Source organism: Brachybacterium sp. EE-P12 (assembly GCF_003711805.1).
In the GTDB taxonomy this organism is placed as follows: Bacteria; Actinomycetota; Actinomycetes; order Actinomycetales; family Dermabacteraceae; genus Brachybacterium.
Genome location: NZ_QXCP01000006.1, coordinates 315,649 through 328,456, shown reverse-complemented (window position 1 = coordinate 328,456; position 12,808 = coordinate 315,649). Strand labels below are relative to the sequence as shown.

10 protein-coding genes are annotated in these 12,808 nt (G+C 74.4%); 2 read left to right on the top strand and 8 right to left on the bottom strand.

Going from position 1 to position 12,808, the window contains the following annotated elements; genetic code table 11:
• Nucleotides 1-11: 11 nt before the first annotated feature.
• The 8 genes from holA to D1648_RS10930 form a co-directional block, all read right to left on the bottom strand.
• On the bottom strand, nt 12-998 hold the full coding sequence (gene holA / locus D1648_RS10965; RefSeq protein WP_122941669.1) for a DNA polymerase III subunit delta: 987 nt from the start codon (nt 996-998) through the stop codon (nt 12-14).
• Nucleotides 999-1,034: 36 nt separating this feature from the next.
• The gene (locus tag D1648_RS10960; RefSeq protein ID WP_122941667.1) at nt 1,035-3,395 is read right to left on the bottom strand and encodes a ComEC/Rec2 family competence protein; all 2,361 of its coding nucleotides are present in this window, start codon (nt 3,393-3,395) and stop codon (nt 1,035-1,037) included.
• A 13-nt stretch (nt 3,396-3,408) separates the two neighbouring features.
• Nucleotides 3,409-4,227: a ComEA family DNA-binding protein gene (locus tag D1648_RS10955; RefSeq protein WP_122941665.1), complete on the bottom strand. Its 819-nt coding sequence runs from the start codon at nt 4,225-4,227 to the stop codon at nt 3,409-3,411.
• A gap of 108 nt (nt 4,228-4,335) precedes the next feature.
• The gene (locus D1648_RS10950) at nt 4,336-5,013 is read right to left on the bottom strand and encodes a vitamin K epoxide reductase family protein (protein WP_122941663.1); all 678 of its coding nucleotides are present in this window, start codon (nt 5,011-5,013) and stop codon (nt 4,336-4,338) included.
• Between the two features lie 34 nt (nt 5,014-5,047).
• Nucleotides 5,048-6,040, bottom strand: a complete 993-nt coding sequence (locus tag D1648_RS10945; protein ID WP_122941661.1) for an NAD(P)-dependent oxidoreductase — start codon at nt 6,038-6,040, stop codon at nt 5,048-5,050.
• Nucleotides 6,037-8,703, bottom strand: coding sequence for an alpha/beta fold hydrolase (locus tag D1648_RS10940; protein ID WP_370239790.1), 2,667 nt, complete (start codon nt 8,701-8,703; stop codon nt 6,037-6,039). Before D1648_RS10940 ends, D1648_RS10945 begins: the two co-directional genes overlap by 4 nt.
• Nucleotides 8,700-9,731 (bottom strand): 3-oxoacyl-ACP synthase III, encoded by a 1,032-nt coding sequence (locus D1648_RS10935; RefSeq protein ID WP_122941656.1) that lies wholly within the window; start codon nt 9,729-9,731, stop codon nt 8,700-8,702. The genes D1648_RS10940 and D1648_RS10935 overlap by 4 nt, the downstream gene beginning before the upstream one ends.
• A gap of 114 nt (nt 9,732-9,845) precedes the next feature.
• A complete protein-coding gene (locus D1648_RS10930; protein ID WP_122941653.1) occupies nt 9,846-10,811 on the bottom strand; it encodes a sugar phosphate isomerase/epimerase in 966 nt (321 codons plus the stop codon).
• A gap of 66 nt (nt 10,812-10,877) precedes the next feature.
• Between D1648_RS10930 and eis the strand changes: the two genes are divergently transcribed.
• Nucleotides 10,878-12,113 (top strand): enhanced intracellular survival protein Eis, encoded by a 1,236-nt coding sequence (eis, locus tag D1648_RS10925; RefSeq protein ID WP_122941651.1) that lies wholly within the window; start codon nt 10,878-10,880, stop codon nt 12,111-12,113.
• Between the two features lie 49 nt (nt 12,114-12,162).
• Nucleotides 12,163-12,780: a thymidine kinase gene (locus D1648_RS10920; RefSeq protein ID WP_122941648.1), complete on the top strand. Its 618-nt coding sequence runs from the start codon at nt 12,163-12,165 to the stop codon at nt 12,778-12,780.
• The last annotated feature ends 28 nt before the right edge of the window (nt 12,781-12,808 follow it).

Below are 12,808 nucleotides of genomic sequence, written 5' to 3'. Positions count from 1 at the left end.
CGTGCCGGTGCTCAGCGGGCGCGGCGCGCCCGGCACAGCTCCATGACCATTCGCTGCACCGACCAGCGCGGATCGCGCCCGGCCCCCTTGACCTCGTGGTCCGCGCGGGCGACAGCCTCGATCGCCCGGGCCAGGGAGCGGTCATTCCAGTTCCTCGCCTCCCGGGAGAGGTTGCGCAGCATCCAGTCGGGCATCCCGAGGGAGCGGGGCGTCGCGCCGGGTGCGGAGACCTTCGCGAGCGACCGCACCTTCGAGGCGATCGCCGCGACGATCGGGACCGGGTCGGCGCCGGCGAGCTGGGCCTGCTGCAGCAGCTGGAGGGCCTCCTGCTCCTTCCCCGCGATCGCGGCATCGGCGACGGCGAAGGCGGTCGACTCCACGCGCCCGGAGGTCAGGGCGCGGACGTCGGAGACGGTGACCTGCTCGGCCTGCTGGCCGGGCTCCGGGGTGGAGTCCTCGATGAGCTGGCGGCTGATCGCGGCGAGCTCTGCGAGATCGGTGCCGAAGGCGTCCACGAGCGCGACGGCCGCCTCGGGCTGGATGCGGCGTCGGGCCCGCGCGAACTCGGCGGCGACGAAGGCCTGCTTGTCGGCGGCGCGCTTGACCGGGCTCGCGTCCACCCGGGGCACGCCCGCCTTCTTCAGCGCGTCCAGGAGCTTCTTGCCGCGGTTGCCGCCGCGGTGGACGAGCACGAGGGTGACGTCCTGCTCGGGCGCCTTCACGTAGTCCAGCAGCTCCAGGACGAGCGCGTCGGGGGCGGACTGCAGCTCGGGCACGACCACCAGCCGCGGCTCGCCGAAGAGGGAGGGGCTCGCGACCTGGGCGAGGGCGCCGGCGCCGAGGGACTCCCCCGAGAGGTCGTGGACCTCGACCGAGGGATCGGCCTCCTTCGCCAGTGCGCGCAGGCGCTGGACGGCGCGATCGGCGATCAGGCCCTCGGTGCCGTGGACGAGCACGATCGGTGCGAGGGCGACGCTGTGCCACTCGACATCGCTCATGGTGAGCTCCTCACTGCTCAGGGGGACTGCACGATCCTAGCGGGCCGGGCCGACGCTCCGCGGCTCGGCGTCCTCGCCCGTGGGGAGCACGACGGTGCCGTGCTCGTCGGTGCGGAGCACCCGGGCACCGAGGCCCCGGACCAGGGCGAGCGTCTCCTCGGTGGGATGGCCGAAGGTGTTCTCCTTCCCGACCGGCACCAGGGCGAGATCGGGGTCGAGCTGCTCGTACAGCGGCGCGTGCTGGAAGCGCGAGCCGTGGTGGGCGACCTTGACGATGTCGGCCTCACCGGGCGATCCGGCGGCGACCTGCTCCTGCCCGGCCGGCTCGAGGTCGCCGAGGGTAACCAGCCGGGTGCCGTCGGGCCAGAGCACCTCGAGGGCGATCGAGCAGTCGTTCGCGGCATCGCCCTCCCCCGAGCCGTGCTCGGCGGCGCTCGCCCTCTCCGCCGCCTCGGCGGAGTCCGGCCACAGCACGCGCAGGGCGAGTCCGTCCCGCTCCCAGCGCCTCCCTGTCGTGGCGATCTCGACGGGAGCGCCGGGGACGACGCCCGCAGCGGCGGCGGGCAGAGGGCACACCCACTGCTCGTGCGGGGCCCGCTCCCCCGTCAGCGCGGCCCTGCCGCCGATGTGGTCGGCGTGGGGGTGGGTGAGCACGAGCAGGTCGATGCTCTTCACCCGCAGCAGGTCCAGGCAGGCGCGCAGCTCATCCGGCTCGGGCCCGGTGTCCACGAGCACGGTCGGTCCGGCTCGGGCCGCCCCTGCCGGTCGGAGCAGGAGGGCGTCGCCCTGCCCGACGGCGCACAGGGCGAGGCTCCAGCTCTCCGGGCGCGACGTGGGCAGCATCCGCCCGATCCCGGGGGCGAGCGCGATGACCAGCAGCACCGCGACACCCCAGCGCACCATCGGCCGGTGCCGGGCGGCGAGGGCGATCCCCGCGACCAGCAGCACCGCGATGGCACCGAGCACGCCCATGGTCCCCTCCGGCACCGCGATCCGGGAGCCCGGCAGGGCATCGGCCGTGCGGGCGGTCAGCAGCACGAGATGGGCACCGCCGGCGGCGATCCCGTACAGCAGCGCCGCCCCGCCCGGCCAGACCACCCCGAGCAGCAGCGCGATCAGCCCGAGCACGGTCGACGGCCCGACCAGCGGGGCGACCAGCATGTTCACGGGCACCGCCCAGACCGACACCTCCGGGGCGAGCAGGATCAGCACGGGCGTGCAGGCGGCCTGCGCGACGAGCGGCACCGCGATCACGAGCGCCGTGGTGCGGCCGATCCGGCCCCGGCTCATCTGCTCGAGCGTCCGGGCGAGCGGCGGGGCGGCGAGCAGGATCGCGCCGGTGGCGAGGGCGGAGAGCAGGAAGCCGATCGAGGCGGCGGTGACGGGGTCCAGCACGGACCACAGCGCGACGGTGAGGGCGAGAGCGGCGACCGGTGAGGCGCGCACCCCGGCGAAGCGCGCGGCCAGGAGCGGGGCGGCCATGGTCGCAGCCCGCTGCACGCTCGGCTCGTCGCCGACCAGCCACACGTAGCCGGCGACCACTGCGGCGGCGACGAGGAGGCGGGGCCTGCGCCGCACGCCGGCGAGCAGCATCGGGCCGAGCACCGCGGCGAGGACCAGCGCGATGTTCGCGCCGCTGACCGCCACGAGATGCGAGATCCCGGCCCGGCGCATGATCTCCTCGGCCCGCTCGCCCATGCCGCTGGTGTCCCCGGTGGTCATGCCGCGCACGAGCGCGGCCTCGTCGTCCGGCAGCTGCGCGGTCGCCTGCCGGGCGATCTCCCGCAGGCGGTGGCGCGCAGAGCCCGGCCCGTCGCCTCCCGCGCCGTCGGCGGGGCGCACCTCGGTGGCCCGGAGGATGCGCAGGGACTCATCGCCCGTGACCGCGGCGCGGAGCTCGGCGCGCTCTCCGTCGCGGATACGTCCGAGCTGCTCGGCCGCCTCGCCGTCGGCGCGCACCAGCACCGGCACCGCGGCGCGGAGCGTCACCTGATCGCGGCCGATCCGAGCGGGTCCCGGGACGATGCGGGCGCGCATCTGCAGGCCGCTGCGGGACCATTCGGGGCCGCCGCTCGGGGCGGCCGGGTCCGCGCTCGCGACGACCGTCAGCTCGGCGACGAGCCCGTCGGCGGCGGCCTGCTCGAGCTGCCCGGAGGAGTCGTCGTGCCGCAGCAGCGCCGGGATCAGCAGCAGGGCGGCGAGCCCGACGAGGGCGAGGTGGGAGAGCACGGTGCGGGCCGCACGGGCGGGGCCGAGCAGGGTCAGGGCGGTCAGCGCGAGGGAGACCAGCACGGCTCCGGCGGCGATCGCCGCGGCGCCTCCGGCGGTGATGCCGAGCACCGCGAGCGCCCACACGCAGGTCGCCCCGGGCAGGAGGCGCAGATCGGCTCGGCTCATGCGCTCGCCCCGTTCACACCGTCGCCTCGTCGCGGAGCTTCTCGAGCGTCGCGGGGCCGATGCCGGAGACCTCCTCGAGCTGGTCGACACTCTCGAAGGGGCCGTTCTGCTCGCGGTGCTCGATGATGCGCTGGGCGATGGCGGGGCCCACCCCGGGCAGCTCCTCGAGCTCGGTCGCGCTCGCGGAGTTCAGGTCGATCGCGCCGCTGCTCGCACCGTCCCCTCCCCCGCCCTCCCCCGCGCCGGGCGCCCCCGGAGCCGTGTCGCCGCCGGTCACCGGGCCGCTCGATGCCGGCGGCTCCTCCCCGGGGACGGGGACGTGGATCTGCTCGCCGTCGACGAGGGGACGGGCGAGGTTCACGGCGGCGAGCTCGGCCTCGTCGGTCGGGCCGCCGGCGGCGCCGAGGGCGTCGTCGACCCGGGAGCCGCCGGGCAGGCGCACCACTCCCGGGGAGGCGACCGCGCCGGAGACGTGGACGACGAGCTCCGCGGGCTCGCTCTGCTCCGGGTCGGCGGCGGGGCTCTCCCCCGACCCGACCTCCTCCGCCTCCCCCGGCTCCGGAGGCGGGTCCGAACCGGCCCCGGCCTCGGCGACCGGGGCCACGACCTCCTCCTGCGGGATCGCGGAGCCGGTGCCGGAGAGATGGATGACGCCGGCGCCGATCAGCACGAGCACGGCGATGCCGATCAGGGCCGACAGCGGCGGGGTCGGGAAGGGCAGGCGGCGGCGCGTCCGCTCTGCGCTGTGGTCGCGACGGCGGATCAGCGGCTCGCCGGTGCGGCGATGACGGCCGGCGCGGCTGCGTTCCTCGAGGCCCGATGGTGCTCCCATGCCCGCGAACCTAGGCGCGAGCGGTCACCGCCGTCCCGGTGGGGCGGCGCGCTGGGGACGACGGGGTGCTGTGGAGGAGAGGTCGTGAGGCCCGCGGACCCCGCGGGCTCAGCCGATCCCGAGCACGACCAGCCACTGCCGCCAGAACGCGGCGGCGATCACGACGATCACCAGCAGGTACCACGCCGCGGACAGCAGCACCCAGCGGCGCAGCAGCCCCGCGAGCGGGGCGGGAAGGCGCAGGTCGCCGTGCTCGACGGTGCGGGCGAGGGTCGCGAAGAACATCGGCGCCGTGACCGCCCAGACCACCATGCACCAGGGGCACAGCGCACGGATCACGAAGATCGCGGAGATCGCCAGGAAGTGCACGTAGCCGAAGGCGAAGGTCATCCCGCCCAGCCGCGCCCAGCGGAACCAGGTCGGCAGCGCCGTGCCGGAGAGCATGAGCGCCCCGGCGACTCCCATGATCGCGAAGCCCCCGAGGCCGATGGCCATGTTCGGGATGCCCAGCGCCGAGGACTGCCAGGTCATCATGACGTCGCCGCAGGAGATGAAGGGGTTCACGTCGCAGGCGAGGCTCTCCCCGGGGTTCGCGAGCAGGAACTCCTTGCCCACCTGCAGCTCGAGGGCGGCGAGCCAGCCCACGAGCCCGCCCAGCAGCAGCACCAGGCCGGTCAGGCGGCTGCTCGCCCGGGGACGCGTCGCCCGTTCGGCGGCGAGCTCCGCATCGATCTCGGCGCGCAGCGCGGCCTCGTCGGCGGTGTTCTCGGAGGGCTTCTCGCTCATGGGCTCGACTTCCGTGCTCGGTGACGGGTGGGGGTCAGAGGACGGGGTGCTCGCGGAACCAGGCCGCGAGATGCGCGTTTCCCTCGTCCATGCTCACGCGCGGAGTCCACTGCAGCAGCGCGCGGGTGCGGCGCTGGTCGAACCAGTGGGCGGTGGACATCTGCTCGGCGAGGAACTCCGTCATCGGGGGCTCGTCGTGCCCCGGACGCTTCTCCCACACCTTCTCGATGACGCGTCCGGCGAAGCGGGCGAGACGGCCCGGCACGCGCAGGGTCGGGGCGGGCACGCCCGCGGCCTCGCACCAGCCCGCGAAGACGTCGCGCACGGTGCGGGGCTCGCCGTTGGAGATCACGAAGCTCTGCCCGTGCACGTCCTCGATCCGGTCGTGCGCGGCGACGATCGCATCGGCGGCGTTGGTGACGTAGGTCGTGTCGATCAGGGCCATGCCCTCGTCCAGCAGGGGCAGGCGCCCTCTCGCGGCGCGGTCGACGATGCGGCCGACGAGCTGGGTGTCGCCGGGGCCCCACACGATGTGGGGGCGCACGGAGGTCACGGCGATCCCGTCGACCCCGTCGGCCTCCATCGCGAGCAGCTCGGCGGCCGCCTTCGTGCGGGCGTAGGGGCCGCGGGCCCGCTCCGGATCCGCCGGCGTCGCGTCCAGGCCCACGATGGCGCGGCCCAGGTGCGCGGCCGAGGGGGTGGAGACGTTCACGAGGGTCCCGCCGCCGTTGTCGCGCAGCGCGTCGAGCACGTGCGCGGTGCCTGCGATGTTGATCGCCCGGTACTCGCTCTCCGGGCCGGAGATCGAGACCTTCGCGGCGAGATGGACCACCGCGTCCGCGCCGCGCACGGCCCGGCGCACGTCCTCCGCCTCGGTCAGGGAGCCGCAGACGTCCTCGACCCCGTCGATCCCGGCGGGGCGGCGCTGGAAGGCGCGCACGGTCGCGCCGCGGTCGCGCAGGGCGGCCGCGACGGCGCCGCCGAGCATGCCCGAGGCGCCGGTGACCACGATGGTCGGGGCGCTCACAGGGACTCCGCCCGCTCGCCGCGCAGGGTCTGCTCGGCCCAGCGCGAGAGCGCCGCGCGGTCGATCTTCGAGTTGTGGCGGATGTCGGTGGGCAGGCAGCGGGTGACGAACACCGCCACGACCTCGACCCCGGCGCGCTCGCGCACGGAGCGGCGCACGGCTTCCTGCAGGGAGGTGGCCGCGGGGCGGGGGCGCGCCGCCTTCCCGGGGCGGTGCCCCTCCTCGGTCTCGAGGATCACGACGACCTGCTGGGTGCCGCGGGGGCCGACGACGGCGGCGCCGGCGCGGCGCACGGTCGGCACGGCCTCGGCGGCCTCCTCGACCTGGACGGGGGTGAACAGCCCGTCGGCGGTCGCGAGGACGTGCGCGGCGCGCCCCTCGACCCAGAGCCGCCCGGCCTCATCGAGGTGGCCGACGTCGCCGGTGGCGTGCCAGCCCTCGAAGCGCATGGAGGTGTGCGTGGTGCCCCACAGCATGAGGTACCGGTCGCGCACGTGCGGGGCGCGGACGAGGATCTCACCGCGCTCCCCGGCCGCTTCGGTGATCTCGCCGGTGGTGCGGCCCTCGTCGTCCATGGCCGCGATCGCGATCTCGACCCGGGGCACGGGGGCGCCGACGCACACGCCGGAGCCCTCTCCGGCCGCGTCGATCCCCTCGAGGTCGATCGCGGCGACGGCGAGGCACTCGGTCATGCCGTAGGGGGTCAGCGCCTTCGCCTCGGGCATGAGGTCCGCGAGGCCGCGCAGGAGGTGAGCGGGGATCGGGGCGCCGGCGGAGAAGAAGCTCGCCGCGCCCGCCATCGCCGCGCGTCCTTCCGCGTCGAGCTGACCGGCGGTGTCCAGGATGTTCCGCAGCGCGGCCGGGGCCGTGAACACGGCCGGACGGCCGAGCGCGCCGATCGCGGCGGCCAGCGCCGGGGCGGTGAGCTCGCCGGGCCGGGTGATGTCCATGTCGGGCACGACCGTCGGCGCGCCGAGGGCGGGCCCGAGCAGCGCGAAGGTCGCGAAGCCCGCGACCAGGCCCCGCTCAGGGGCGAGGTCCAGGGTGTCGCCGACGGCGGCGAACATCGCGCTGAGCTGGCGGTGGGTCATGACGGCGCCCTTGGCGGGCCCGGTCGAGCCGGAGGTGAACAGCACCGCGGCGTCCGAGTCCGGATCGGGGTGGGGCACGTCCAGCGGGGCACCCAGCTCGCGCTGCAGGGCGCCGGAGCGGGCGAGCTCCGCGATCGAGGTCTCGACGCCGAGGGCGACGCGGTCCACCGTCGGGAGCTGCTCGACGCTGAGGCGCCGTCCGGGCCAGCCCATCGCGCGGGCGCCGACGAGCGCCTTCGGGATCCCGATCAGCCAGTCGATGTGGGAGCCGATCACGGCGCGGGTGAGGCCCTGCGTGCCCAGGCCCGCATCGGCGACCACGGCCACCGCACCGATCCGGAAGCAGGCGTAGAGCACTCCGGTGAGGTCGGCACCGGGCGTGATCAGCAGGCTCACCCGGTCCCCGGGGAGCACCCCGTGGCCGAGCAGGCCCGCGGCGATGTCCTCGACGCGGCGATGGAGCAGCGACCAGGAGATCTCCCGGCTGCCGTCGTCGTCGGCGCCGAGCTCGACCACGGCCGCCTGGTGGGCATGGACGGGGTCCGCAGCCAGGCGCGCGATGGACTCGCCGATCGGGGCGGCGGGCACCTCCTCGGCGTAGGCGGAGACGGGCCGCCAGGAGGGCGCCTCGGTGCGGGGCTCCTCGGCGGTGCCGAAGGTGGTCTCGAGCCACCGGGCGACGAGGCCGGCGACGTCGGCGTCCTCCCACACCAGATGCGAGGCGCCCTCGAAGCGGTGCACATCGGCGTGGGGGACGCGCTCGATGAGGTCGCGCAGGAAGCGGTCGGAGAAGGTGATGTCGCGCGGGCCCCAGGCCAGCAGCGTCGGCACGCGCAGCTCGGTGAGCCCCTCGGCGACGCGCTCGAGGGTGGGGCGGGAGGGATGGTCCGCGGCGGCGGGGATGTCGGCGACGAACTGGTCGATGCCGCGCCGACGCGCGCGGGTGCGATAGGGCGCGAGATAGGCGTCCTGGACCTCGCGGGGCAGCGCGGGCTTCGACAGCGCGAGGGTGGTGCGCAGGAAGGCGTCCGTGAGCGAGGTCGAGGCGGTGCGGAAGCCGGGCGTGGTCGCCAGCTGCAGCGCCCTCGGCAGCGCCTCCTCGATCTGCTGGTGCACGCCGGTGTTGGTGAGGATCATGCCGACCACGTCGTGGCGGTTGTCCAGCGCCCAGCCGGTCGAGATCAGCCCGCCCCAGTCGTGGCCGACGGTGACGACCGGGCCGTGCAGGGACAGCGCGTCGGTCAGCAGCGAGAGATCGGTGATGCGGTCCTGGTAGCGACGCTTCAGGCCGGTCCGCTCGGAGTAGCCCATCTCGAGCTGGTCCACGGCGATCAGCCGCCAGGGGATGTCCTCGCGCACGAGGGAGCGGAACAGGAAGGACCAGGTGGGGTTGCCGTGGACGGCCAGGAGGGTGCCGCGCGGGGAGATGCCGCGCTCGGCGAGCCAGGGGCCGGAGTCCAGCAGGTGCCACTGCCGCAGCTCGCCGGTGTGGTCGCGCACCTCCGCGGTGCGGTGCAGGGACGGGTCCAGGCCCGGCAGGTCGGGGATCTCGGTGGATCGGGTGCTGGTCACCACTGGACCTCCATCATCGCCGTGTTCAGACCGGAGCCGACGCCCATCAGCAGCACGCGCTGGCCGCGCTCGATGTCGTCCTGGATGTGCGCGAGGGTCATCGGCACCGCCTCCGCGGCGATGTTCCCCCAGTCCGGGAAGGTGACGGGGATGCGCTCCATCCCCACCCCGGTGATCTTCGAGAAGTTGCGGGTGTAGACCATCGACACCTGGTGCGGGATCACGTAGTCGACGCTCTTGAAGTCGAGCCCGGACTCGTTCGCGGCCTTCCAGGTGTCCACGATCAGGTTGATGCCGTTCTCGAGCAGGCCGTTGGAGTCGGTGCGCATGTCCTCCATGTTCGCCACGCACAGCTCGTGGTGCTCGGTGCCGGAGCGGGCCTGGGTGACCTTCAGCCGGTGCCCCTCGGGGTGCTCGTCGGCCGGGCCGAGCACGGCGGCGGCGGCGCCGGAGCCGAGGGTGAGCGAGGCGAACTGGTTGTTGAAGTCGGCGCGGGTGGAGCCCTTGGCGTTCAGCCGCTCGATCGTGCCGCGCTGGACGTCCTCGACGTCCTCGGCGCCGACGATCAGCGCGTACTTCACCTGGCCGGAGTCGATCATGCCGGCGGCCATGGTCATCGCGTTGACGAATCCGAGGCAGGCGTTGGTGATGTCGAAGTTCATGCACGCCGGCGGCAGGCCGAGCGAGTGGTGGATGCCGGTGGAGACCGCGGGCTCGAGGTGGCGGCGGGAGACGGAGGCGTTGATGAGCAGCCCCACCTGGTCGCGCATGATCCCGGCCTTGGCCATCGCACGCTCGGCGGCGAGCACGACGCCCTGCTTCCAGCCGTTCTCGCGATCGCGCCACCACTTGCGCTCGTAGACGCCCGCGACGCGCTGCAGCACGCCCTTGGGCAGCCGCAGCCGCTTGCGGGCCGGGGCCAGCATCTCGTCGATCTCGTCCGAGCTCACCGTCACCTGCGGGAGCGATCCCTCGACCGCGAGCAGGCTCGTGTTCGCATGGACGATCCCTGTGTTGCCGTTCCCCATCTGCCTGCGCTACCTCGTCGTTCGGTCAGTCGTGTGCGTGTCCTGGATGCATGGCGGCCGCGCCGTGCCCGGCACATGCACCCGCCATTCTCACACCGGACCCTGGAGAGCCGCTCAGGGGGTGTCCGATCCCACGTCGCCGTCCTCGAGGTGGTGGCCCAGATGGTGGCGGGCGAAGGCGAGGGACTGGCGCAGGGTGCGCTCGCGGGCGACGGGGTCGCGGCTCGTGGTCACCTCGAGCAGCACCGAGCCCTCCCAGCCGCGGTTGGCCAGGCGGCGCAGCACCTCGGCGCAGGGCTGGTTCCCCTCGCCCGGGGCGAGGTGCTCGTCCTTGGTGGTGTTGCCGGACCCGTCGGCGAGGTGCAGATGGGTGAGGCGGTCGCCGAGCCGGTCGATCATCGCCAGCGCGTCGTCCCCCGCGGTGGCCGCATGGGAGAGATCGACGGTGACATGGGCGTAGTCCTCGTCGGTCGGGTCGTGGTCGGGCAGGTAGTTCAGCAGCTCCCGCACCCCGAGCCGCCACGGGTACATGTTCTCCACCGCGATCGCGATGTCGTGCTCCGCCTCGAGCCGGGCGACGCCCTCGACGAAGCCGTGCGCGTACTTCCCCTGCCAGCGGAAGGGCGGATGGGCGACGATCGTGGGCACGCCGAGCTCCTCGGCGATCTCGATCGTGCGCTCGATCTTCACCCAGGCGTCCCGGCCCCACAGCCCCTGCAGGAAGAACAGGGTCGGGGCGTGAAGGGACAGGATCGGCTGGTCGTAGCGACGGCTGTACTCGCGCAGCAGGTCCGGGTCCTGGCTGTCGCGCGGATAGGACACCATCACCTCGATCCCGTCGTACCCGATCTCGGCGGCGAGGCGGAACGCCTCCTCGACGCCGGAGGGGAAGACCGAGGAGGTGGACAGCCCCACCGGGACCCGTCGCTGCGGGGACTGCTCGCTGCGCGGATCCCCTGCGGACAAGCGTCGGGACAGCGCCTCCCTGCCCCCGCGCTGGGCGCTGTTGGGGCGGGTCAGCGGCTTGCGGCCCCCCTGTCCGGACGACGGGTCGGAGCCGCTTCGGCGGCGTGGGCTCATGGCACCTCCTCGGGGGTCTCTCGCCCGGCAAGTATGCAACAGTCGGGCGCCCCTAGACTCTCCCGCATGCCCGTCCGAGAACTCTCCGCCGAGGACGCCCTCGCCTATCGACTCCTGACCGCCGGGGCGTTCGGCGGCGTCGTCGACCCCTGTGATCCTGCCTCCGCCGCGCCCTTCGGCGCCGGTCGCACCGTGCTCGGCATCGACTCCGCGGACCGGCCCGGCGGGGCCGACGGGGTGCTCGCCGCCGGGGCCACGATCCGTCACGACGAGATCTCCCTGGGCGGCGGGCGGGCCCGCTGCGGCGGCATCGCCGGTCTGGCCGTGCATCCCGCGCATCGCGGCGAAGGGCTGTTCGGACAGCTGCTCACGGGAGTGATCGCGCGCTGCGCCGAGGAGTCGATGCCGCTGTCGATGCTCTACCCCTCGAATCCGGAGATCTACCGCCGCCACGGCTACCAGGTGGTCGCGCGCGGGCAGACCCTCGTGGTCCCGCTGCTGGACCTCCAGCACCTGCGGGCAGTGCCGGGGCGGCGCACGGTCCCGGTCACCGCCGCCACGATGCCGCGCCTGCGCGCGCTGTACGAGGAGCTGACCGCCGGGGACAACGCGATGCTGCGCCGGGAGGGGCCGCTGTTCCCCGAGGGGCTGCCGGGCGGTGGCTGGGAGGCGCTGCTGCTCGTGGACGATTCCGGTCGCGACCGCGGATATCTCTCGTGGACCCGCCGCGGCGGGGACGGGCCGGGCCTCGAGGTCCACGAGCTCCTGGGCCGCGACCGGTCCGACCTGCAGGCGCTGCTGCACGTGCTCGGCTCCTGGTCGACCGTCGCCGAGCACGTCAGCCTGCGCGTGCGCCCCGAGGACCCGGTGCTGGACGTGCTGCCGGGCGCCGGGGCCCGCCCCGCGCCCGGGACGGTGCCGCTGGTGATGATGCGCGTGATCGACACCGCCGCAGCGCTCGCGGCCCGGCCGGCACCCGCGGGCCTCGCGGGCGCGCTGCGGCTCGTGGTCGAGGACGACACGGTCCCGCCGGGCACCTGCCGGGCGGGCGGGGTCTTCGACGTCTCGCTCTCGGACGGACGCGTCGCCGCCGCGCCCGCGGTCGCGGACGCCCCGCCCTCCCCGCAGCATCTCGGCGAGGTGCGCCTGGACATCCACGCGGCCTCGCTGCTGCTGGTCGGCGGGCGCTCGCTCGCCGATGCCCGACGCCTCGGCCTGCACGCCGAGTCCGACGAGCCGGCCGGAGCGCTGCTGGACGCTCTGCTGGCCGGACCCCGCCCCGGCGTGCTCGACGCCTTCTGATCCCGCGCCCCACCGCCCCCGATCCCGACCCCCGGAGCCCCCTCACCCCATGGCCAAGCTGCACTTCAAGTACGGAGCGATGAACTCCGGGAAGTCCGACACGCTCATCAAGACCGCCTACAACTACGACGAGCGGGGCCTGGCGACCCTGACCGTCAAGCCCGCCCTGGACACCAAGGGCGAGGACTGGGTGGTCGCCCGGGGCGGGGCGAGGCGCCGTGTGGACGTGCTCGCCCATCCCGGCGAGGACCTGCGCGAGCGCGTCACCCGCACCGCGGACGAGCGGGGGCTGCGACCGCTGCACTGCGTGCTGGTGGACGAGTCGCAGTTCCTCGAGCCGCTCCAGATCGACCAGCTGTTCCGCATCGCGAAGCAGGACGGCATCTCGGTGATCTGCTACGGGCTGCGCACCGACTTCCGCACCGCGACCTTCCCGGGTGCGGCGAGGCTGTTCGAACTCGCGGACAACGTCGAGAAGCTCCCCACGATGTGCCGCTGCGGCTCGCAGGCGGAGTTCAACTGCCGCCGGATCGGGGAGCGCTTCGTCTTCGAGGGGGATCAGGTCGCGATCGACGACGGCGAGTCGGGCGCGGTGACGTACATGTCGCTGTGCGGGCCCTGCTTCATGGACGAGCAGCGACGCGCCGGCGTCACCGTGCTGGGGTGAGACCGACGCGCCGCTGAGCGCTCGGCGG

Coding starts and splice junctions, on each gene's coding strand:
- D1648_RS10950 (WP_122941663.1), bottom strand. CDS start 5,013: ATGAGCGAGAAGCCCTCCGAGAACACCGCCGACGAGGCCGCGCTGCGC.
- holA (WP_122941669.1), bottom strand. CDS start 998: ATGAGCGATGTCGAGTGGCACAGCGTCGCCCTCGCACCGATCGTGCTC.
- D1648_RS10955 (WP_122941665.1), bottom strand. CDS start 4,227: ATGGGAGCACCATCGGGCCTCGAGGAACGCAGCCGCGCCGGCCGTCAT.
- eis (WP_122941651.1), top strand. CDS start 10,878: ATGCCCGTCCGAGAACTCTCCGCCGAGGACGCCCTCGCCTATCGACTC.
- D1648_RS10920 (WP_122941648.1), top strand. CDS start 12,163: ATGGCCAAGCTGCACTTCAAGTACGGAGCGATGAACTCCGGGAAGTCC.
- D1648_RS10930 (WP_122941653.1), bottom strand. CDS start 10,811: ATGAGCCCACGCCGCCGAAGCGGCTCCGACCCGTCGTCCGGACAGGGG.
- D1648_RS10960 (WP_122941667.1), bottom strand. CDS start 3,395: ATGAGCCGAGCCGATCTGCGCCTCCTGCCCGGGGCGACCTGCGTGTGG.
- D1648_RS10935 (WP_122941656.1), bottom strand. CDS start 9,731: ATGGGGAACGGCAACACAGGGATCGTCCATGCGAACACGAGCCTGCTC.